At 65.5% G+C, this 21,579-nt stretch carries 16 protein-coding genes and 1 pseudogene; 13 read left to right on the top strand and 4 right to left on the bottom strand.

The window, feature by feature from the left end; genetic code table 11:
• Positions 1-68: 68 nt before the first annotated feature.
• From glyA to AB4Y72_RS10095, 9 genes are all read left to right on the top strand, one after another.
• A complete protein-coding gene (gene glyA / locus AB4Y72_RS10135) occupies positions 69-1,409 on the top strand; it encodes a serine hydroxymethyltransferase (protein ID WP_441426034.1) in 1,341 nt (446 codons plus the stop codon).
• Positions 1,406-2,626: a sarcosine oxidase subunit beta family protein gene (locus AB4Y72_RS10130; protein ID WP_441426033.1), complete on the top strand. Its 1,221-nt coding sequence runs from the start codon at positions 1,406-1,408 to the stop codon at positions 2,624-2,626. The genes glyA and AB4Y72_RS10130 overlap by 4 nt, the downstream gene beginning before the upstream one ends.
• Positions 2,627-2,656: 30 nt before the next feature.
• On the top strand, positions 2,657-3,001 hold the full coding sequence (locus AB4Y72_RS10125; RefSeq protein ID WP_441426032.1) for a sarcosine oxidase subunit delta: 345 nt from the start codon (positions 2,657-2,659) through the stop codon (positions 2,999-3,001).
• Complete coding sequence (locus AB4Y72_RS10120; RefSeq protein ID WP_441426031.1) at positions 2,998-5,967, top strand: 2Fe-2S iron-sulfur cluster-binding protein; 2,970 nt, start codon at positions 2,998-3,000, stop codon at positions 5,965-5,967. Before AB4Y72_RS10125 ends, AB4Y72_RS10120 begins: the two co-directional genes overlap by 4 nt.
• Positions 5,960-6,595, top strand: coding sequence for a sarcosine oxidase subunit gamma (locus tag AB4Y72_RS10115; protein ID WP_441426030.1), 636 nt, complete (start codon positions 5,960-5,962; stop codon positions 6,593-6,595). The genes AB4Y72_RS10120 and AB4Y72_RS10115 overlap by 8 nt, the downstream gene beginning before the upstream one ends.
• Entirely contained in the window at positions 6,595-7,968 is a 1,374-nt protein-coding gene (locus tag AB4Y72_RS10110) for an L-serine ammonia-lyase (RefSeq protein WP_441426029.1), read from the top strand. Before AB4Y72_RS10115 ends, AB4Y72_RS10110 begins: the two co-directional genes overlap by 1 nt.
• 3 nt (positions 7,969-7,971) lie before the next feature.
• On the top strand, positions 7,972-8,856 hold the full coding sequence (gene purU, locus AB4Y72_RS10105; RefSeq protein ID WP_441426028.1) for a formyltetrahydrofolate deformylase: 885 nt from the start codon (positions 7,972-7,974) through the stop codon (positions 8,854-8,856).
• A gap of 828 nt (positions 8,857-9,684) precedes the next feature.
• Positions 9,685-11,895 (top strand): hypothetical protein, encoded by a 2,211-nt coding sequence (locus tag AB4Y72_RS10100; RefSeq protein ID WP_441426027.1) that lies wholly within the window; start codon positions 9,685-9,687, stop codon positions 11,893-11,895.
• A gap of 134 nt (positions 11,896-12,029) precedes the next feature.
• Positions 12,030-12,512: a sensor histidine kinase gene (locus AB4Y72_RS10095; protein ID WP_441426026.1), complete on the top strand. Its 483-nt coding sequence runs from the start codon at positions 12,030-12,032 to the stop codon at positions 12,510-12,512.
• Positions 12,513-12,561: 49 nt separating this feature from the next.
• Here the strand turns inward: AB4Y72_RS10095 and AB4Y72_RS10090 are convergent, their stop codons facing one another.
• Both AB4Y72_RS10090 and AB4Y72_RS10085 read right to left on the bottom strand, forming a co-directional pair.
• Positions 12,562-13,032, bottom strand: a complete 471-nt coding sequence (locus AB4Y72_RS10090) for a hypothetical protein (protein WP_441426025.1) — start codon at positions 13,030-13,032, stop codon at positions 12,562-12,564.
• Positions 13,033-13,258: 226 nt separating this feature from the next.
• A complete protein-coding gene (locus tag AB4Y72_RS10085; protein ID WP_441426024.1) occupies positions 13,259-15,247 on the bottom strand; it encodes an aconitate hydratase in 1,989 nt (662 codons plus the stop codon).
• A gap of 381 nt (positions 15,248-15,628) precedes the next feature.
• Between AB4Y72_RS10085 and AB4Y72_RS10080 the strand changes: the two genes are divergently transcribed.
• Together AB4Y72_RS10080 and AB4Y72_RS10075 are read left to right on the top strand one after the other, a co-directional pair.
• On the top strand, positions 15,629-16,549 hold the full coding sequence (locus AB4Y72_RS10080) for a LysR family transcriptional regulator (protein ID WP_441426023.1): 921 nt from the start codon (positions 15,629-15,631) through the stop codon (positions 16,547-16,549).
• Positions 16,550-16,665: 116 nt separating this feature from the next.
• A complete protein-coding gene (locus tag AB4Y72_RS10075) occupies positions 16,666-16,965 on the top strand; it encodes a hypothetical protein (RefSeq protein ID WP_441426022.1) in 300 nt (99 codons plus the stop codon).
• 368 nt (positions 16,966-17,333) lie between these two features.
• On the opposite strand, the gene AB4Y72_RS10070 is transcribed toward AB4Y72_RS10075, so the two are convergent.
• Both AB4Y72_RS10070 and AB4Y72_RS10065 read right to left on the bottom strand, forming a co-directional pair.
• The gene (locus AB4Y72_RS10070; RefSeq protein ID WP_441426021.1) at positions 17,334-18,812 is read right to left on the bottom strand and encodes a DUF222 domain-containing protein; all 1,479 of its coding nucleotides are present in this window, start codon (positions 18,810-18,812) and stop codon (positions 17,334-17,336) included.
• A gap of 55 nt (positions 18,813-18,867) precedes the next feature.
• Positions 18,868-19,770, bottom strand: a complete 903-nt coding sequence (locus AB4Y72_RS10065) for an aminoglycoside phosphotransferase family protein (protein ID WP_441426020.1) — start codon at positions 19,768-19,770, stop codon at positions 18,868-18,870.
• Between the two features lie 485 nt (positions 19,771-20,255).
• On the opposite strand from AB4Y72_RS10065, the gene AB4Y72_RS10060 reads away from it, so the two are divergent.
• Both AB4Y72_RS10060 and AB4Y72_RS10055 read left to right on the top strand, forming a co-directional pair.
• Positions 20,256-20,438 (top strand): hypothetical protein, encoded by a 183-nt coding sequence (locus AB4Y72_RS10060; protein WP_441426019.1) that lies wholly within the window; start codon positions 20,256-20,258, stop codon positions 20,436-20,438.
• Between the two features lie 122 nt (positions 20,439-20,560).
• Positions 20,561-21,349 (top strand): annotated as a pseudogene (locus AB4Y72_RS10055) (restriction endonuclease); the annotation flags it as partial.
• Positions 21,350-21,579 lie beyond the last annotated feature (230 nt).

The following is a 21,579-nucleotide window of genomic DNA, read 5'->3' as shown; positions in this document are numbered from 1 at the left end:
TCACCATACCATTGCTCTCACACTGATATATCAATTAGTCAGAAGTAGTATTTCAAAGGAGCAGTCGAATGGTTGGGCAGCTGAATCACCGGTTATCAGAAGTGGACATTGAAGTAGCGGACGCCGTGAACAGGGAGCTCCTGCGGCAGCAGGCCACCCTCGAAATGATCGCCTCCGAGAACTTCGCCCCTGCCTCGGTCATGGAGGCGCAGGGCTCGGTCCTGACGAACAAGTACGCCGAGGGCTACCCCGGGAAGCGCTACTACGGCGGCTGTGAGCACGTTGACGTGATCGAACAGCTCGCCATCGACCGGGTCAAGGCCCTGTTCGGCGCGGAAGCGGCGAACGTGCAGCCCCATTCCGGTGCCCAGGCCAACGCCGCCGCCATGTTTGCCCTGCTGGAACCGGGCGACACCATCATGGGCCTCTCGCTGGCGCATGGCGGCCACCTCACCCACGGCATGCGCATCAACTTCTCCGGCAAGCTCTACAACGTGGTCCCGTACCACGTGAGCGAGCACAACCATCTGGTCGACATGGCCGAAGTCGAGGCCCTGGCCCTCGAGCACCGTCCCAAGATGATCGTCGCCGGCTGGTCGGCCTACTCCCGGCAGCTGGACTTCGCGGAGTTCCGCCGGATCGCGGACCTCGTGGGCGCCTACCTCATGGTGGACATGGCACACTTCGCCGGCCTGGTCGCCGCCGGGCTGCACCCGAACCCGGTGCCCTATGCCGACGTCGTCACCACCACCACGCACAAGACCCTCGGCGGCCCGCGCGGCGGGGTGATCCTGAGCAAAGAGGAGTACGCGCGCAAGATCAACAGCGCCGTCTTCCCGGGCCAGCAGGGCGGCCCGCTGGAACACGTGATCGCGGCCAAGGCCGTGGCCTTCAAGATCGCCGCGTCGGCCGATTTCAAGGAGCGCCAGGAACGCACGCTCGAGGGCGCCAGGATTCTCGCGTCCCGGCTCCTGAAGGATGACGTCGCGGCATCAGGGATCTCAGTGGTCAATGGCGGCACGGATGTCCACCTGGTTCTGGTGGACCTGCGGCACTCGGAGCTGGACGGTCAGCAGGCCGAAGACAGGCTGCACCAGATCGGCATCACGGTCAACCGCAACGCCGTTCCCTTCGACCCCCGCCCGCCCATGGTCTCCTCCGGGCTGCGGATCGGCACCCCCGCCCTGGCCACCCGCGGCTTCGGCGCCGCGGAATTCACCGAGGTGGCGGACATCATCGCCTCCGCGCTCATTTCACCGGCAACAGAGAACGAACTCGACGACGAAACCGCCGCAGGCCTCCGCGGGCGCGTCAGCGCCCTGGCGGCACGCTTCCCGCTCTACCCCCACCTTGGCGGCAACGCGGCCGCAACGGGTCTTGAGGCAGAACTGATTGGAGCAGCACAATGACCACCGAACACCTGCCGGAGCACCCGGACTTCCTCTGGCGCAACCCGGACCCCAAGTCTTCCTACGACGCCGTGATTGTCGGCGGCGGCGGACACGGACTCGCCACCGCCTACTACCTGGCCAAGAACCACGGAATGACCAACATCGCCATCCTGGAAAAGGGCTGGCTCGCCGGCGGCAACATGGCCCGCAACACCACCATCATCCGTTCCAACTACCTTTGGGACGAGAGCGCTGCCATCTATGAGCACTCCCTGAAGCTGTGGGAGATCCTGCCGGAAGAACTCGAATACGACTTCCTGTTCAGCCAGCGCGGTGTGATGAACCTGGCCCACACCCTGGGCGACGTCCGCGAAAGCGTCCGCCGCGTCGGGGCCAACAAGCTCAACGGCGTCGACGCAGAGTGGCTGGACCCAAAGCAGGTCAAGGAACTCTGCCCCATCCTGAACATCAACGACAACATCCGCTACCCGGTCATGGGTGCCACCTACCAGCCGCGCGCCGGCATCGCCAAGCACGACCACGTCGCGTGGGCGTTCGCCCGCAAATGCGACGAGCTCGGCGTGGACATCATCCAGAACTGCGAAGTCACAGGCTTCCTGAAGGACGGGAATCGCGTCGTCGGAGTCAAGACCAACCGCGGCACGATCCACACCGAAAAGGTCGGTCTCTGCGCGGCAGGACACAGCTCGGTGCTGGCGGAAATGGCCGGCTTCCGGCTTCCCATCCAGTCCCATCCTCTCCAGGCCCTGGTGTCGGAGCTCCACGAGCCCGTCCACCCCACCGTGGTCATGTCCAACCACGTCCACGTCTACGTCTCCCAGGCGCACAAGGGCGAACTGGTCATGGGCGCCGGCGTCGATTCCTACAACGGCTACGGCCAGCGCGGATCATTCCACGTGATCGAGCACCAGATGGCAGCCGCCGTCGAGCTATTCCCCATCTTCGCCAGGGCCCACGTGCTCCGGACCTGGGGCGGGATCGTGGACACCACCCTGGACGCCTCCCCGATCGTCGGCACCACCCCGGTGGAGAACATGTTCGTCAACTGCGGGTGGGGAACCGGCGGATTCAAGGGCACCCCGGCGGCCGGCCTGACGTTCGCGCACACCATCGCCACCGGAACACCGCACAAACTCAACAAGCCCTTTGCTCTCGAGCGCTTCGAAACCGGCGCCCTGATCGATGAACACGGCGCCGCCGCCGTTGCCCACTAAGAAACCTGCCCACTAGAAAGAGGTACGGACATGCTCCTGATTCCCTGCCCCAACTGCGGCCCCCGCGACGAGACCGAATTCCACTACGGCGGCCAGGCGCACATCGCCTACCCCGAAAACCCGGCGGACCTCACCGACCGCGAATGGGCCGAGTACCTGTTCTACCGCGACAACACCAAGGGCGCCTTCGCCGAACGCTGGCTGCACAGCACCGGCTGCCGGCAATGGTTCAACATGCTCCGCGACACGCTCACCTACGACATCCAGGCCGTCTACCCGATGGGCCAGCCTCGCCCTGACAAGGAAAACACAGCCACAGGATCCACGGCCCCCACCGTCACCAGCCCCGTCTCCCCGGAAGGAGCAATCAAATGACCGCTCAGAGCCAGCCCGCGCGTCTTGGCACCGGCGGACGCATCGACCGCAGTGTCACCTGGCGTTTCACCCTGGATGGCCGTGAATACACGGGCCACCCCGGCGACACCCTCGCCTCCGCCCTGCTGGCCAACGGCCGGCTGCGGGCGGGCAACTCCCTCTACGAGGACCGCCCCCGCGGCATCATGTCCTCGGGAGTCGAGGAATCCAACGCCCTGGTCAAGATCGCCGCCCGGTTCCCGGGCCACGTGGCCGAGTCCATGCTCCCCGCCACCACGGTGTCCCTCGTGGACGGCCTCAGCGCCGAATTCCTGAGCGGGCTGGGAAAGCTGGATCCGGGCGAGGACCGCGCCGAGTACGACAAGAAGTATGTCCACACCGATGTCCTCGTGGTCGGCGGCGGCCCTGCAGGCCTCGCCGCGGCACGCGAGGCCGTCCGTGCCGGCGCCCGCGTCATCCTCATTGACGACCAGCCCGAGCTGGGCGGCTCGCTGCTGTCCGGGTCCACCGATCCGGCCCTCGCGGAGAGCATCGAGGGGGTACCCGCCCTGGACTGGGTGTCCGACGTTGAGGCCGAGCTGATCTCCGCCGCCGAGTGCACTGTGCTGAACCGCACGTCTGCCTTTGGCTCCTACGACTCCAACTACGTCATCGCGGCCCAGAACCGGACGGACCACCTCCTGACCCCGGCCGCGCCCGGCGTGTCCCGCCAGCGGATCTGGCACATCCGCGCCGCCCAGGTGGTCCTGGCCCCCGGCGCCCACGAACGGCCCCTGGTCTTCGAGAACAACGACCGCCCCGGCATCATGCTCGCCTCCGCGGTCCGCAGCTACCTCAACCGCTACGCGGTGGCGGCGGGGAAGCGAGTGGTCATCAGCACCACCAACGACAGCGCCTACGCACTGGCCGCCGACCTCCGCGCCGCCGGCATCCGCGTCGAAGCCGTCGTGGACGCCCGTCCGCAGCTGAGCGACACCGCAGCGGCGGCAGCCGCCGCCGGCACGCGGGTGCTGATCGGCAGCGCCGTAGCCAACACCACGGCTGCTTTGTCCGGCGACGGCCGACTTCTCGGCGTCACCATCCGGAGCATCAACGACGACGGCGAACTCACCTCCGGCGTCGAACAGCTCGCCTGCGATCTGCTGGCCGTCTCCGGCGGCTGGTCCCCCGTGGTGCACCTGCACTCCCAGCGCCAGGGCAAGATCCGCTGGGATGATGAGCTGGCGGCGTTCGTGCCCAGCAGCGTGGTCCCGAACCAGCTGGTGGCCGGGGCGGGCCGCGGCAGCTTCGAACTCGACGACTGCATCGCCGAAGGCATCTCCGCCGGGGCAGCAGCGGCCGGCGCCGCCGGCTTCGACCCTGAAAACTCCGGCGCAGCCGCCGATCCGCTAGTCTTTTCCGAACCGAAAGCGTCCGGCCCGACCCGCCAGCTCTGGCTCGTCCCCGGACAGGACGGCGGCCCGGACGACTGGCACCACCACTTCGTCGACTTCCAGCGCGACCAGTCCGTGGCCGACGTCCTGCGCTCCACCGGGGCCGGCATGCGCTCGGTGGAACACGTCAAGCGCTACACCTCCATCAGCACCGCCAACGACCAGGGCAAAACCTCCGGGGTGAACGCAATCGGCGTCATCGCCGCGGCACTGCGGCAGGCAGGCGAAGCGTCCCGGGGCATCGGGGAAATCGGCACCACCGCGTACCGCGCCCCCTTCACCCCCGTGGCGTTCGCCGCCCTCGCCGGACGCCAGCGCGGAGAACTCTTCGACCCGGCCCGCCTCACCTCCATCCACCCCTGGCATGTCGCCCACGGCGCCCTCTTCGAAGACGTCGGCCAGTGGAAGCGTCCCTGGTACTACCCGCAGGCCGGGGAGGACATGGACGCCGCCGTCCTGCGCGAATGCGCTGCCGTCAGGGAATCGGTGGGCTTCATGGACGCCACCACCCTGGGCAAGATCGAGATCCGCGGCAAGGACGCCGGCGAGTTCCTGAACCGCATCTACACCAACGCGTTCAAGAAACTGGCGCCGGGTTCGGCCCGCTACGGTGTGATGTGCACCCCGGACGGGATGATCTTCGACGACGGCGTCACGCTACGCCTCGACGAGGACCGGTACTTCATGACCACCACCACCGGCGGCGCAGCCAAGGTCCTGGACTGGCTGGAGGAATGGCTGCAGACCGAATGGCCGGAACTGGACGTGCACTGCACCTCCGTCACGGAGCAGTGGTCCACCATCGCCGTCGTCGGGCCCAAGTCCCGCGCCGTCGTGGCGAAACTGGCCCCGGAACTGGCGGCCGACGGCGGCCTCGACGCCGAGGCCTTCCCGTTCATGACGTTCAAGGAAACCACCCTCGCGTCCGGCGTCCGGGCCCGGATCTGCCGGATCTCGTTCTCCGGTGAGCTCGCCTACGAAATCAACGTCCCGTCCTGGTACGGGCTGAACACCTGGGAAGCCGTGGCAGCGGCCGGAGCCGAATTCAACATCACCCCCTACGGCACCGAAACCATGCACGTGCTGCGAGCGGAGAAGGGGTACCCCATCGTGGGCCAGGACACCGACGGGACCGTCACCCCGCAGGACGCCGGCATGGAATGGGTCGTCTCCAAGGTCAAGGACTTCATCGGCAAGCGGTCCTACGCCCGCAAGGACGCCGGACGCACCGACCGGAAGCACCTGGTCAGCGTCCTTCCCGTGGACGGCACCGTCCGCCTGCCCGAGGGCACCCAGCTCGTGGAGCAGGGGATCACCGTCAACCCCGCCTACGGGCCGGTGCCCATGCAGGGATTCGTGACCTCGAGCTACCACAGCGCGGCGCTGGGCAGGTCTTTTGCCCTCGCCCTGATCAAGAACGGCCGCAACCGCATCGGTGAAACCCTGGTGGCCGCCGCCGGGGACCAGCTGGTGGACGTTGTTGTCGCAGAAACCGTACTTTTTGACTCGGAAGGGGCCCGCAAAGATGGCTGACACAGCAGCACTCGAAAATTCCAAGAAGATCCAGACCCTCCGGAAGAGCCCGGCGTCGCTCCTGCAGTCGGCGTTTGAAGCCGGATCCGTTGCGGGCACCGTGGAGCTGCGCGAGGTGCCGTTCCTGACCATGGCCGGGCTCCGGGTCGAGCCTGCCTGCGATGCCGGGGAACGACTGGGCACCCGGACCGGCGGCCTGCCCTCCGCGTCAGGGGAGGTCAGCGGCAGCGGCGAAACGGCAGTGCTGTGGCTGGGTCCACGCGAGTTCCTGCTCGTGGCCCCCGCGGAATCCCACGAAAGCCTGGGCGGGGACCTTCCCGGCGCGCTCTTTGAGGCGTTGGGCGACGGCGAGGGCCAGGTGGTGGATCTCTCCGCCAACCGCACCACGTTCGAACTCTCCGGCCCCCGGGCGCGGGCCGTCCTGGAGAAGGGGTGCTCGCTCGATCTGCATCCCCGCGTCTTCCGGGCCGGGACGGCGCTGTCCACGGAAATCGGCGGCATCCCGGCCATTCTGTGGAAGACCGCGGAGGAGACCTACCGGATCTTCCCGCGGGCCTCCTTCGCCGAGTTCCTGGGCCGCTGGCTTCTTGACGCCATGCGCGAATTTGCATCCACCGAGGTCCCCTGATGGCGCTCAGCGTCCTGGACCTGTTCTCCGTTGGCATCGGGCCGTCCTCCTCCCACACGGTCGGCCCGATGCGGGCGGCCAAGCGGTTCGCTGACGGGCTCAAGAGCGACGGGCAGCTAAGCGCGACCACGAGGGTGCAAGCCGAATTGTTTGGATCCCTCGGCGCCACCGGCCGGGGCCACGGTTCGGACAAGGCCGTGGTCCTGGGCCTCCAGGGCCAGTCCCCCGAGACGGTGGACACCGGAACCGCCGAGGACCAAGTGGCGGCCGCCGCACTGGACGCCGAGCTCCTGATTGGCGGGGACCACCGGGTGGGCTTCAACTGGGACGAGGACGTGGTGCTGCACCGCCGCAAGTCCCTGCCCGCCCACCCCAACGGCATGACCTTCCGGGCACTGGACCACACCGGGGCAGTGCTGAAGGAACGCAGCTACTACTCAATCGGCGGCGGCTTCGTCGTTGACGGCACGGCGCAGGGCGCCGACCAGGTGGTGGCGGATGACACCGTCCTGCCCTACCCCTTCACCACGGCCGACGAACTCCTGGGCATCTGTGACCGCGAGCGCATGTCCATCTCCGACGTCATGCTCGCCAACGAACTCGTTTGGCGCAGCGAGCCTGAACTCCGGGAAAAGCTCCTGGCCCTGTGGGCGGTCATGCGCCAATGCGTGGACAACGGCTGCGCCGCCGAGGGAATCCTCCCCGGCGGGTTGAACGTCAGGCGCCGGGCGCCGTCGCTCTTCAAGACCCTGACGGCGGACACCGGCGTCACCGATCCTTTCCGGGCCATGGAGTGGGTGAACCTCTTCGCCCTCGCGGTCAACGAGGAAAACGCCGCGGGCGGGCGCATCGTCACCGCCCCGACCAATGGCGCGGCCGGCATAGTGCCCGCGGTGCTGCACTACTACGTCAAGTTTGTTCCCGGAGCCGACGACGACGGCGTGGTCCGCTTCCTGCTCGCGGCGGCCGCCGTCGGAATCCTGTTCAAGATCAACGCCTCCATCTCCGGAGCGGAAGTGGGCTGCCAGGGTGAGGTTGGTTCTGCCTGCTCCATGGCAGCAGCCGGGCTGTGCGAGGTGCTCGGCGGCACCCCCGAACAGGTGGAGAACGCCGCCGAAGTGGGCATAGAGCACAACCTCGGCCTGACCTGCGACCCCGTGGGCGGCCTGGTGCAGATCCCCTGCATCGAACGGAACGCGATCGCCAGCGTGAAAGCCATCAACGCCGCGCGGCTGGCGCTGCACGGCGACGGCAGCCACAAGGTGTCGCTGGACAAAGCCATCAAGACCATGCGTGAAACAGGAGCGGACATGAAAACCAAGTACAAGGAAACCTCCCGCGGAGGCCTCGCCGTGAACGTCATCGAGTGCTGACCCGTGAATACCGTCACTAGCACCGCCGCCGACTACGTTCTGACCCTCGATTGCCCGGAGACCCGGGGAATCGTCCACGCCGTGTCCGGATTCCTGCTGGAGCAGGGCTGCGACATCCTCGAGAGCAAGCAATTCGACTCACAGGACGACCGCCATTTCTTCATGCGGCTCCACTTTGCCGCAACCGGGGACTCCCCCGGCGGCCCGGCCACCCTTGATACGCTCCGGGAGGCCTTCGGGCCCGTGGCCGAAAAATTTGGCATGCAGTGGCACCTGCGTGCCGAGGGGACGAAGTGCCGGGTCTTGGTCATGGTGTCCAAATTCGAGCACTGCCTCAACGATCTGCTGTTCCGCGCCCGCATCGGCGAACTGCCCATCGATATTGTCGGGGTCGTCTCAAACCATCCGGATCACCGCGGGATCGTGGAATGGCACGGCATCCCCTTCTTCCACGTGCCCGTCACCGCCGCCACCAAACCAGAGGCCGAGGGCCGGCTGCTGGAACTCATCGGCGAGCTCGACGTCGACCTCGTCGTCCTGGCCCGCTACATGCAGGTCCTCAGCGATGATCTCACCCGCAAGTTGGACGGCCGGGCCATCAACATCCACCACTCGTTTCTGCCCAGCTTCAAAGGTGCCAAGCCGTACCACCAGGCGTACGCCCGCGGCGTGAAGACCGTCGGCGCAACCGCCCACTACGTCAACGCGGAACTCGATGAGGGCCCGATCATCTCCCAGCAGGTGGTGGAGGTGGACCACACCTACACTGCCGACGACCTCGTGGCCGCCGGCCGGGACACCGAGCGCAAGGCACTGTCCAACGCCGTCCGGTGGCACTGCGAAGGCCGTGTGTTCCTCCAGGGAAACAGGACGGTCGTCCTGAAGTGACCACCGACGGCCGGCGGGAACCGTTACGCCGGACCGGACGACGGCGGGAGCTCCCGCCGTCGTCCGGTTGCGTCTGGTGCCGTTCACCTGGACGGTGCCGGCGCCCGAGTGGTTGTGACGATTTCGGCTTCGTCCGCGCTCACGAAGATGCAAGCACCGCCGGCACCGCCACCTCCGCCGCCGCCGCCACCCTCATTAGTCAGAACACCGCTAATTGCGTCCCAAGCGCGGCCGGTGAGGTCCTCCGCCGCATCCCATATACCCGACAAACTGAACGCAACTGCGTCAAACCCAGGACCCGCTGTCCTTGAGAGACCTGGCGTCTTGCCTTTTGCATCGCATTCGGCTGTTAATAGTGCGGCCCGGCCGTGCACCATTGCACGAATTCGATCGCCTGGGCCGGACGCTAAAGGTTCAGATGTAAAAACACCGGGCACATGCGCAACCGGCTCAAAAGAAATGTCAATCATTTTCTCTCCGTTGATCCCCAGATTCGGAGTCGTTTAACAGATGCGGAAGCATGAGCTCCGCATACGCGACATTCCACCGCGGCATTGCAATTCAGCGCGGGAATAATCGGCACACAGGCGTATTGGCTGGTCAGTCTCTGAGTTGTCCCCCCATCATCGACTTTCACTCGTCATGCTCCTCGCAGCAGAAACTAAAGTCAACGGGCCTTTAGTCCTTGCGGGCCCGTCACCCCAGCTGGAAGCGGAGGCCGGCCGCAGGTCTTAGAACTGCCCCGGGCGCCCGCTCCCCCGAACACTAATCGTTTATCGAACCCACCAGCAATGTTCAAGAAGGGATTGTGGTGGTTATGATTCGGTCATGCCGAACCCGCGATTGTCTCTCGCCCTGGAACGGATTGGCCCTGGCGACTGGGAGATATTCGAGAAATTCGCATCCGAGTTCCTCGCCGTCGAATATCCGGCCCTGCGCACGATGGCCGCCCCGAACGGAGACAAGGGCAGGGACGCCGAACTATTCACAATTGGCGGTGTGCCGAGAGTTGCCTTTCAATACTCCGTCACGGCGAACTGGAAGACAAAAATCACGAGCACGCTGGACACCCTCCAGAAGAATTGCCCTTCGGTCAGCACCATGATCTACATGACCAACCAGGTGATTGGCCCGGCCGCCGATGAACTCAGGGAAGAGTCCCGCCGTGACCGGAACATCACCGTGGATATCCGGGACCGGTCGTGGTTTGTGGACCGCGAGGCGTCCCATCCGCAACGACGAGTGGCCAGTGAAGAGCTGGCCAAGAGATTTGTCGATCCGCTCCTGTCCAAACGCGGGGTCATCGACAGAACAGCCACCTTGACCGCGGATGAGAGCAAGGTCGCCGTGCTGCACCTGGCCCTCGACGGCGAAGACCAGACAACCGACCAGAGTCTTACCAGGAGCTGCTTCGATTCATTGGTCCTGGCGGCGCTTCACGATTCGAACGCGGACAACAGGCTCAGCCTGGCCGAAATCCAGGACGGCGTCGCCCTCCGCATGCCCGTGGGGAAGCGGGCGCAGGTTGATGCCCTGACCCTGAGCGCATTGAACCGCCTGTCCCGGAAAGGACCCGTCAAGCAGCACAAATCAGCGTCCGGGGCTGAGGACACGTACCATCTCAGCTTTGAGGAGGCCAAGCGGATCAATGATCAGACGGCCGGGTTCCTTCTCGATGAAGCTTGTCTCGATGCGAAGCTCACGGCGGCGGTGCGAGCCCTCGACCTGCCGGAGGCACTGAGCGACGCACAGGTGGCGGACGTTTCCCGGCAGCTACGCACAGTGCTGGAGGAAACCCTCCTGGAACGCGGTGAGTCGTTTGCCGAAGCCGTGGAAACAGGAGAACCGTTCCAGCTCAGCCCGGTAGCCATCGCGGACAGAATCACCGCAAACGGCGGCATCCCTGAGCTCAGTTCCGATGCCGCGGCCGCCGCCATCATGCACGTGCTGGAGCAGCCGTCGCCTCAGACCCAGTCCCATCTCCGCCGGCTGGCTGACGCCTACACGCTGTTCGCGTTCCTGAAACAGACCCCGGACGTCCAGAAAGTCATGCTCAACGTCTTCAGTGAGGGCGACATATGGATGGACACCACCGCGATCCTGCCGCTTATCGGCGAGAGCCTGGTGGACGATCCGGAAGAGCGCCACTTTACGATTTTGATGCGGGCAGCGGTCGACGCCGGGCTGCTGCTGTACGTCACGGACGGCGTCGTGGAAGAGGTTGAAAGACACCTCAACCTGGCCGTTGCCTATGGTCACAACAGGACGTCGGCGTGGACGGGACGAGTCCCGTTCCTCTACTCGGCCTTCGTGCTCTCGGGCCGGCCGGAGACTGAGTTCCTGGACTGGCAAAGGAACATCTGCGGACGCGAACAGCCGCTGCAGGACGTCAGCGACTACCTCGCCGACGAATTCTCCATCGAGACCAAGAGCCTCATCGAGTACTCCGACGCCGCATCGCTCGAACTTCGGGGCGCCGTCCAGGAACTCTGGAATGAGACTCACGAGCGACGGCGCCAACGGGGTGACTACGGCGCCGAGCAGGGGACGCGGTCCCGGCTGGTTGCCCACGACGTCGAAAACTCGGTGGGCGTCATCGAGTACCGGCGGACGATTGGGCCATCCCCCATGGGCTACCTCGCCTGGTGGCTGACGTTCGATGGGACAGCGATGAAAATGAAGGACCACTTGCGCGAACGCCTTGGCCCGCAAGCGCCCGCGTCGCCGGTTTTGAGTCCGGATTTCCTCACTCAACTGCTTCGCCTGGGCCCCCTCCGCACGGCCATCGAGCAGGATCTGAGGGTGCAGCTGCCCCTGCTCACGGACATGAGCGTCAATCACTACGCCCCGCAGGCCCTCCTCGATCTGGCCAGGGAAACGAGGGAAAAGTCCTCGAGCCAGAATGAACGGGTGGTGCGCCGCGAAGTCCGTGACGCGGTGAACCGGGCCCGGCAGCAGATGGGCCCGGCGGCGGTAGGCGGCGTCCGGGCCATGGAGGACCGAATTTCGGCGTCCATCAAACGCCAGTCGCCGGCGTGAATCCGGCCGGCGGACACATATAACCAGCAGTTGGGCGGCGTCACCACGCACAAAGCAGACGACGGCGGGACCTCCGGCTGCTGCCCTCGGCGCGGCACAAGAAAATGCCAACGACACAAGCGCACAGTAAGAATATGAAATCACTACTAAGCGATGGCGTCGTCGCCGTACGTGGCGTCCTCACCGATACACAACCGGTCGATTTCCATGCCCTTGGGCTCACCGGCGCAATCGACCGTCTGACCCTTCCCCTCCGCAAACGCGGCACCGTGGTGCATCTGGAGACTCCACACCACCGCATGGAAGTAGACCGACAGTCCGCAAGTCTTCTGTACCGGGCAGCGCAGGAGCTCCTCAGCAATGTCTATAAATTCGCTGAGGCCTCAGCTGTGACGGTCCGGCTCGGCTGCGTCGCCCACGGAATGAGCCATGGCGTTCAGCTCAAAGTGACCGACGACGGCGGTGGTTTCGACGTGCCGGCAGCCATGACTGGCCGGCACACCGGCATGGGACTGCGCCTCATGCTCGTGGCCGTAGGCCTTGCCGGCGGAGAGGTGATCATCGATTCGTCCGCCGCCGCGGGAACCTGTGTGACGATAACGCTGCCCTTGGACTAGCGTTGGCTGCGCGCCTTCTGCTCGGGACCCGCAGCCGGGCTGGCGTGCCTCAGGTCCGGGCCTCTGCGGGGCCGGCGTCCGCGTCGGGGCTCTCGCCGCTGGTAGGCCGCACACTCACGGACGGCAACGGCTCCTCATCGGCGGGCCGAAAAAATTGCCAGGCCGCGAATCCCGCGGTCACCGCGACGGCCACCGCCCCGGCAATCAACCAGGCTTTCCGGGAAGCCGTCCGCCTCGATTTCGCCGGGGCAACATGCGGTGCGACCCGCTTCAGACCCTCGTGAACGCGGGGAGTGAGAGTTTCCACTTCGCCTGCGAGTTCGTCGGCGAGCCGCCGCAGACCGGCTTGGATCCTCGGGGACGCAGATTCAATCCCGGTATCGAACCCCGCGATCACTTTGTGCAGTGCCGCCTCCACCTCGGGAGTGGCCCACTCCCTCCCCTTGGTCAGCTGAGACATGAGATTCTCGGAAAGTTGGCGGACCTGATCTGCCTGGGGGGTGAGTTTTGCCGTGCGCATGAGTGCCTCCTCGGTGTGTGATGGATCCCCATAGCCTACGGCTGCCGGCGCCGTCGAAACAGGCCTTGCCTGCGGCGGTCACCAAGAACGCCGGGCCTCCTTCGCGAACGCTGGACGGTGCCGAAAGAGCCGTAGAGCCAGAATGAACGGAAGGTGCGCCGCCAAGTCCGCGACGCGGTGCAAAAGGATAACCCAGCAGCCGAACGCGTTGGAGCGGTGAAAATGCCTATCCGGTTTCTCCTGGCTCCGCGGCTTCCTGCGCTTTCCGGTCGCGCAGCCACGGGATCAGGCCACCGGCGAGTAGCATCTCGACCTGCCGCGGTGAGAGCGTGTGCCGGACGGCGTAGTCCTGGTCCCGGGTCTCGTTGCGTACGCGGATCTCTTTGCCTGTCGCGAGCGCCTCGCGCAGCCCGGTCAGCAGGAGCACGTCGCCTTGGTGGATACGGTCGTGATCGGCCGCATCCGCGAACTCCAGCGCCAGCACCCCGAAGTTGGCCAGGTTCTGCCAGTGGATCCGTGCGAACGAGGCGGCCACCACCACCCGCAGCCCGAGGAACCGCGGGGTAATGGCGGCGTGCTCCCGGGAGGACCCCTGGCCGTAGTTCGTGCCGGCAACCACAATATGACCGGACGTATCCCGGGTTTCGCGGGCCCGTGCAGGATAGGTCTCGTCGATCTGGGAAAAGGTGAATTCGGCCAGCTTCGGAATGTTGCTGCGGTAGGGCAAGGCACGCGCCCCGGCTTGCAGGATCTCGTCCGTGGAGACATCATCGCCCAGGACCAGCGCGACTGGTGCCTCTATGCGATCGGCGAGCGGTCCGAATACCGGAAGCGAGGAGATGTTTTCGCCCTTGACCAGGGTCACCTTCGCGGCTTCCTCCGGCGGCAGCGGCTCCTCCAGCATGGTGGTGTTCACGCTCGACACCGCGGGCAGTTCGAGCCTGGGATATTCAAGTCCGAACAGTCCCGTCAGGTCCCGCGGGTCGGTGATCGTTCCCGTCAAGGCGGCAGCCGCCGCCGTCTCGGGCGAGCACAGGTAGACCGAGTCTTCCTTGGTGCCCGAACGGCCCGGAAAATTGCGCGGCATGGTGCGCAGGCTGTTGGTCCCGTGCGCCGGAGCCTGGCCCATGCCGATGCAGCCCATGCATCCGGTCTGGTGCAGACGGGCGCCCGCACGGACCAGGTCGAAGGTGGACCCCATCTTGGTGAGGTCCTGCAGGATCTGACGGGAACTCGGGTTGACGTCGAAGGAAAGCCCAGACGCCGCCTGCCGGCCCTTGACGATCGCGGCCACCATCGCGAAGTCCCGCAGCCCGGGGTTCGCGGACGAGCCGATCACCACCTGCGCCACCGGCCTGCCTGCGACCTCCCGCACCGGAACCACATTGCCTGGCGAACTGGGGGCGGCGATGAGCGGCTCGATCGCGGAGAGGTCGATCTCCTCGGTCACATCGTAAGTAGCATCGGCGTCAGCAAGGAGCTCCGTGAAGTCCCCCTCCCGCTGCTCGGACCGCAGGAAGGCCCGGACCTGTTCATCGGCTGGGAAGACCGTGGAGGTCGCCCCCAGCTCGGCGCCCATGTTGGCGATCACATGCCGGTCCATCGCGGTCAGCGTCGCCAGGCCGGGGCCGAAGTACTCGAGGATCCGGTTCACGCCGCCCTTTACGCCGTGCCGGCGCAGCATTTCGAGAATGACGTCCTTGGCGCTCGTCCACGGCGGCAGCTCACCGATGAGCCGCACACCCCAGATCTGCGGCATCTTGAGGTAGAGCGGCTCCCCCGCGATGGCCATGGCCACCTCGGTACCCCCGACGCCGATAGCGAGCATCCCGAGTGATCCTGCGGCCGGGGTGTGACTGTCCGAGCCGACCATGGTCTTGCCCGGGACGCCGAACCGCTGCATGTGGGTCGGATGGGACACCCCGTTGCCGGCCTTCGAATACCACAGGCCGAACCGGCGGCAGGCCGAGCGAAGAAAGTCATGGTCCTCCGCGTTCTTGCTGTCGGCCTGCAAAAGGTTGTGGTCGACGTACTGCACGGACACTTCAGTCCGTGCCCGGTCGAGTCCGAGTGCCTCCAGTTCAAGCATGACCAGGGTACCGGTCGCATCCTGGGTGAGTGTCTGGTCAATATGCAGACCAATCTCGGACCCCGGAACCATGCTGCCGGAAACCAAATGGGACGCGATGAGCTTCTGCGCGACGTTGTATGCCACGGCTATCTTCCTTAACTCAAGGGCAGTGCGCAGGCGCCTAAGCCGACAACGAATCGGCGGCCTCCGGGGCAATCCGCCTACTCCAAAACTAGTCCCCTGCGGGCGACCGGAAAAGTAGGAATCGGACCGCTGCACACCGGGGCGAGGAAAAGCCTCCGTCACTCCAGCCGCGCCTGCCGCTGGGCGTTACCGGCTGCGCACGCAAGAGGTGAGTTGCGTAGTTCGACCGGTACCGCGCCGAGAAGATAATCCCCTAGTCGCTCCGCGAGTGATGCCCGCGGACTCGTCGCCGGCCTGACGCTTCGGCACCCGAGGGGACACTTTTTCAGTGGCGTCCCTAGACCATTGGCATCGGCCGGAAGGGTGCTGTAAACCGATCTCATGTTCTTCCGTCAACTTGAGTACATGGTGGCCTTGGCCCGCGAGCGTCACTTCCTGCGGGCGGCCCAGTCTTGTTCGGTTTCCCAGCCGGCGTTGTCGGAGGGGATCCGGAAGCTGGAGGAGGAGCTGGACGTTCCCTTGATCCACCGGGGCAACAAATTTGAGGGCCTGACAGCCGAAGGGCAACAGATTGTCGTCTGGGCCCGGAGGATCCTCGCGGACCGTGATGGGCTGAAAGAGGAGATCGACGCGATGCGCGCCGGGCTCAGCGGACGGCTGCGTTTTGGGTCCGTTCCGACGGCTTCGATCGCGGTGTCCCTGCTCACAGCTCCATTTTGCGCTAAGCACCCGCTGGCGCGGGTGCAGGTTGTGTCTGACCTGAAATCCGAGGATGTTCTTCGAAGGCTGCAGAATTACGAGATCGACGCCGGCATCACCTACATCCGGGATTCCATCCCCGGCGAGTTCCAGGTGGCCCACCTGTACATGGAGAAGTACGTCCTGCTGACGGCCGCCGACACAGGGACTGGGGTCGAGCCGGCAACCTGGGCGGCTGCCGCGGCCCTTCCACTCTGCCTGCTGGATCCAGTGATGCAGGGCAGACGGCGTCTCGATGACGTGTTTGCCGAGGTGGGTGTCATGCCGTCACCCCGGGTAGAAACCGACTCGGTGTCATCGCTCTTCGCGCAAGTAGCGACGGGGTCGTGGGCAACCGTCGTGCCGTCCGCCTGGCTTCACGTCTTTGGCGTCCCAGCCGGGATGTGCGCGTTGCCCTTGGTGGAGCCGGAGCGCGCCATACCCGTCGGACTTGTCACCCTCGCCTCGGAGCCGGGCTCCGTGATGGCCCGCGCCATGGCCGCCGTCAGCCAGGTGACGGACCTCACGTTCCTGGAGGACCTCCCTCTCGAGCAGGCACCATAGACGCCGCCTATTGTGGGATCGTTTTTCCTTGTTTGATACCTATGATGCATAGGCGGAAGGTGGATCTCAGGCGGCTACCGTCTCGGCCCGCCAGCCTTCCTATCATTGGAGATCCCGTGATAACCCAGACCCGAAATCCCGCCATTTCAGGGAGTCCCTCCTCCACTTCCGGGACTACTGAAACTCCACTGACGGGCCGCTACGCAGCATCCGGCCGTTACACCGACGTTGACGTGCTCGTCCGGGGCGACGCCCGCCGCGCCGTCCGTCCGGGCAGCTACACCGACGTGGATACCCTCACCCACCCAAAGTCCGGCATCGTCCGTCCGGGCAGCTACACCGACGTGGATACCCTCACCCACCCAAAGTCCGGCATCGTCCGTCCGGGCAGCTACACCGACATGATGCTCCCCTAGGCCAGGTCTCCGGCCCAGGGCGTACCGGAAGCTACGCAGAGACAGACGCCGCGCAGGCTAAAACGCCCGCAGCATGCTCCCCAAAGGTCTCACCCAAGGACGTCTGTCGCAGCTGGCCGCCTCCCTCCATGCAGGCCTTCCGCCAACGCATGACCTTGGCGCACGCGGGACCCTTTGCCACCGGGAGCGTCTTGCATGCTCGTCCGCAAATAAACCTCGCCGCTCGTCACCGCACACGAGAGGTGGGTTCACACCCAGCGGACGACGACGGGACCTCCCGCCGTCGGACGCTTGAGTTCGGCGCCGCTCCCCAACAGGGCCGACCAGCCGCCGTCGGACGCGAGGATGGCACCGTTGGAGCGCCGATCCTACGCCGCGATGAACACTGCCCAGTCAGGAAAGGGATCCACGGGTAATGGTGGATCGGTCTCTCCGGGTCCGACGGCACCGGCAACCACGTCAGGCCAGTCGGGCGGTTCCGACTCCCGGCCGTCACCCGCATCGCCGAGGTACCGCGGCCAGTAAGGCTGTTCCCAGTCCTGTTGTTCGCTGGGATACGAGCGTCCCGCAGGTGAGATCCAGCCGGGTGGCTGGTCCCGGGTGGCGTCAACCGGTTTCCATGCCGTGGTGTGTCTGAGTCGGTGGTGCCGCCGGCATGGCTGGCCCAGATTGGTGACGCCGGTGCTGCCACCATCGGACCAAGCCAACACGTGGTCCGCTTCGTTATCCAGGGAATGGTTATTGCAGCCGGGAAAGGGGCACCGGCCATCCCGAAGCCGCAACCATTGGCGCATCGCCTTCGGGACCCGGTAGCTGGTCCGCCCGATCTCCAGCGGCGCTCCACTGCGCGGATCGGTCAGCACACGCAGGAACGATTCGGCGCCATCCCCCACAAGCCGGCGGGCCATGCTCGGCGGAATGGGACCGTAGCCGTCCAGCGTGGCCGGTTCCGATTCGACACCCAAAAGGGACAGCGCAGGCACGGTCACCAGGACCTGCGCCTTGGGTGACGGGGTTCCTTCCGCCACCCCCGCCAGCAGCCAGTCCGCGGCGACGTCGGCACGGAGCTGGGTCAGGGTCCGGGATTCATTCGGCCCCTGCAGGGCACGCGCCGCTTCCGTGGCACGGGACCATACACCCACCGCCACATCCGCAGTCAGATAGGCAGAGAGCCAGGCCATGCCGTCCCGGTCCGGCACATATTCCAGCCGACGGTCCTCCACACCCTTGCGGTGGCGCGCTTCGATGCTGACCGGATGGTGCAGTTCACGCCATCTGCGCGCCTTGGCCCGGAACCTGCCCGGCACCAGCTCCCCCGCCGGGCAGCCACGCGCGGCAAAGGGCGCTTCGGGGTCCAAGAAATGAGCCTCCAAATCAGCCGCCGCGGCGGGGTCCAGACTGGACGTTTCATCACACATCACCCGCGCGTGTTGCCATGAAATACTTCCTGCCTGGAGCGCAGACAGCGTCAGGGGCAACCCAGTGGTCAGGGTGGCTGACTCCGACAGGAGCGCCGCCGCCGATCTTTCACTCACGGTCAGGACACAGGCCACCTCTGCTGTCACCGCCATTTCCTGGGCGGTGCGCTCCTGCGGGGAAACGGCTGGGTCCGCCATGGCGGCGGCAGCACGGGCATATCCGGCGGCGAAGTGCACCTTCAGCGCGGCAAGCCTGGCTTCCATGCGGCCCACCTCAGCCATGCCGTCCAGGCACGCGTCCGCTTCATCCCGGAGAAGGTCAGCGCCAGTCGAGGCCACGTTCCCGGCTCCGCGACCGGCACATGCAGCCATTGCAGCGAGGGAGGCCTCCATGGCCTCCAACGTCTCGGCAACTGCTCTGCCTTCCATACCAACACCATAGAAGGAGCCACTGACATTAATAGGAGCGCCATTAATGCCGGCGTCAGAGTTGCAGGCGAAGTCCGTCATCCAGGATCTGCGTGATGCCGAACTTTCCTACGCTGAACATCCGCGGATTGTCGTCGGAGTTGCTCAGCATGGCGGTGGACAGGATGAGGGCCCAGCCGCGGGCCCTTATCCAGGTGTCCCCGTCCGCTGCGGAGCCAAAGGCGCGCATGAAGCGGCGGCGAGTGTCGGCGTCGAACATCAGCCACCCCACCGCAAGATCGACAGCCGGGTCCCCTGCCCCGACGTCGCCGAAATCGATGACGCCGGCCAGGGAGCCGTCGTCCGCCAGCAGGATGTTGCCGGGGTGGAGGTCCCCGTGGAGCATCATCGCCGGACCGTCCCAGGCTTTGGCGGCACAGGCCTGCGCCCACACGGCTCTCAGCGCTGCCGCGTGCGGGTAGCGTTCGCGGTCCCCGAGCCGTTCCACCAGCACAGAGTCGCGGTCTGTCAGCGGCACGCCTCGGAAAGGATTCACCGGGACGCCCGTTTCGGCGGGCACGTGAAGGGACAGCAGGAAATCGGCCAGGCCTGCAGCCGACGGCCCACGGGCCGCCGGGCCGACGTCGGCCGCGGCGGCTCCGGGGACCCACCGCACAATGCTCCACGGCCATGGAAAGTCCGACGTCGGCCTGCCGGCGTGGACGGGGACAGGAACCGCAACCGGGGAGCGGCGAGCTATGTCGGGAAGATAGCGCTGCTCATGCAGTATCAGCGGAACGGCCTCCGCCCTGCGCGGCAGCCGGACGGCCAGGCTGTCTCCTAGCCGGAAGGTCGCGTTGTCCCAGCCGTTCGCAACCCGCGCTATCGGACAATCGCCGAGGTCGGGCCGCTGGTCGCGGACGAGGCGCTGGACCACCGCGTTAGTCAATTCCACCGTGGCTGGCGGCATTTCCGCCATTCAGAAACCCCGCCTTCCTTTGTGCCTGCAATGCAGTCCGGTCCTTTTCTCTTGTCCGAATATAGTTCACGACCTAAACGCGAACGGGGTGCGGAACTGGATCAGCGTCGAACACCGGACTCTCCAACCACGAGTACGCTCCGACCCCCGTCCGCCCCAGCCGCAGGCTCACCGCCGACATGGAAGTATTCACTTATGACTCTCGATAATGATGACGCCAACCTGCCGGCGCAATTGGACTCCCAAGGCTAGACGACTCGACCGAAGTCAGCCGTAGCTGGGACCACATCGGGGCCATCATTGTCGATGCCAGCTTGCAGCGACGACAGAACTACCACGCGACCGTCAGGCCACGCGTTGTCGCTCTGGTCGCGGCATGGCCGGATGCCGCCACGACCACTGGATTCCGGCGGCGCCTCGATACCGGGACGCTTTCCGAAGTTATCAGCTGGCCGTCCCCTGGCCGTCTCGCCCAGGTAGAGGACATGACGCGCGTCTTGGAGCCTCAGGGCATCGAGACGGTAGTCGAACTCCGAGGAGCGCTTGGTGACCATTCCAGCAGGGCCGTTCTCCGGGAGGCTCTTGGCACCGTGCGGCACGTCAGTCCCAAAACGCTGGATTACATCGACACCTTGAGCGAAACATCAACGGACGCTGTCGACGAGTAGTTACGGGGCGGTCCAGCCTCTTGGCATCGAGGAGCTACGGGCATATTGCTGCGGTGATCAGGGCAGCAGCATCGGCCCGGAGACCCCGACCCTGCATTGGGACAGGTTGAAGTGGTGCCGTCGCCGTGACCAACGCCCGGATCGCCATCCTTACCAACGGTGAGGTGTACCAATTCTTCACGGACCTCGATGCGCCGAACCGCATGGATGCCAAGCCGTTCCTCGTGCTCGAATTGAACGACATCGACGAAACCCTCATTCCGGAGCTGCAAAAACTGTCCAAAGACGTCTTTGATCTCGACTCGATCATCAGCGCGGCCGGGGAACTGAAATACATAGGGGAACTCAAGAGGACACTGGCGGCACAATTCAAGGAGCCGGAGGACGAGTGGATTAAGTTCCTCACTGGTCGCGTGTATACCGGTCCCTACACCCAGAAGGTGCGTGAGCAGTTCACCGCGCTGGTAACCAAAGCGTCCAAGCAGTTCCTAAATGACCAGGTCAACGAACGGCTGAAGAAAGCCCTCGGCGCCCCGGCCTTCCCGCAAAATGACGACGCAACAGTGGCTGCCAGCGTTACCAGCGCACCCGTGGCCGAAGCGGACCTGGCCGAAGCTGACGGCCTGGAGACAACGCTGGAGGAAATCGAGGGGTACCAGATCGTGCGGGCCATCGTCTGTAGCGAAGTGAAGCCTGCTCGCGTAGCGCAGCGGGATGCCAAGTCCTATTTCGCGGTGCTGCTGGACGATAACAACCGCAAGCCGATCGCGCGCCTGCACTTCAACCGCACCCAGAAGTACATCGGGATATTCGACGACAACAAGGAAGAAACGCGAGTGCCCATCAGCTCACTGGAAGAGATCTACGAGCATACGGAAGCACTCCGCGCGAGCGTAAAGAGCTACCTGTAAGCGCCGAAACTGCTAGCCCAGCCCGGGGCAATATGATTTCGCAGTTGAGACAAGCGGACGACGGCGGGACCTCCCACCGTCGTCCGCTTTCGTTAGGTGCGACTCCCCTCGCCCGGCTGCGGCTCATCCCCGAACACCCCGAGCCGACCCGCTGCAGCGGGAGCGGGCACGGGTCTTTTTGGTTCGGGCCGAGGTCCGCGGGGAGGTTGCCGGGTATCTGCGCGCCGCGT

Origin of the sequence: Arthrobacter sp. YAF34, assembly GCF_052113245.1 — a bacterium.
In the GTDB taxonomy this organism is placed as follows: domain Bacteria; phylum Actinomycetota; class Actinomycetes; order Actinomycetales; family Micrococcaceae; genus Arthrobacter.
The sequence above is the reverse complement of the archived record's forward strand: the minus strand, read 5'-3'. Positions and strand labels throughout refer to the sequence as shown.

Excerpts from the sequence above, each read along its gene's own strand:
- AB4Y72_RS10080 (WP_441426023.1), top strand. The coding sequence starts at position 15,629 with ATGTTCTTCCGTCAACTTGAGTACATGGTGGCCTTGGCCCGCGAGCGT.
- glyA (WP_441426034.1), top strand. The coding sequence starts at position 69 with ATGGTTGGGCAGCTGAATCACCGGTTATCAGAAGTGGACATTGAAGTA.
- AB4Y72_RS10095 (WP_441426026.1), top strand. The coding sequence starts at position 12,030 with ATGAAATCACTACTAAGCGATGGCGTCGTCGCCGTACGTGGCGTCCTC.
- AB4Y72_RS10110 (WP_441426029.1), top strand. The coding sequence starts at position 6,595 with ATGGCGCTCAGCGTCCTGGACCTGTTCTCCGTTGGCATCGGGCCGTCC.
- AB4Y72_RS10125 (WP_441426032.1), top strand. The coding sequence starts at position 2,657 with ATGCTCCTGATTCCCTGCCCCAACTGCGGCCCCCGCGACGAGACCGAA.
- AB4Y72_RS10070 (WP_441426021.1), bottom strand. The coding sequence starts at position 18,812 with ATGGAAGGCAGAGCAGTTGCCGAGACGTTGGAGGCCATGGAGGCCTCC.
- AB4Y72_RS10130 (WP_441426033.1), top strand. The coding sequence starts at position 1,406 with ATGACCACCGAACACCTGCCGGAGCACCCGGACTTCCTCTGGCGCAAC.
- AB4Y72_RS10090 (WP_441426025.1), bottom strand. The coding sequence starts at position 13,032 with ATGCGCACGGCAAAACTCACCCCCCAGGCAGATCAGGTCCGCCAACTT.
- AB4Y72_RS10065 (WP_441426020.1), bottom strand. The coding sequence starts at position 19,770 with ATGGCGGAAATGCCGCCAGCCACGGTGGAATTGACTAACGCGGTGGTC.
- AB4Y72_RS10120 (WP_441426031.1), top strand. The coding sequence starts at position 2,998 with ATGACCGCTCAGAGCCAGCCCGCGCGTCTTGGCACCGGCGGACGCATC.
- AB4Y72_RS10115 (WP_441426030.1), top strand. The coding sequence starts at position 5,960 with ATGGCTGACACAGCAGCACTCGAAAATTCCAAGAAGATCCAGACCCTC.
- AB4Y72_RS10100 (WP_441426027.1), top strand. The coding sequence starts at position 9,685 with ATGCCGAACCCGCGATTGTCTCTCGCCCTGGAACGGATTGGCCCTGGC.
- AB4Y72_RS10060 (WP_441426019.1), top strand. The coding sequence starts at position 20,256 with ATGACGCGCGTCTTGGAGCCTCAGGGCATCGAGACGGTAGTCGAACTC.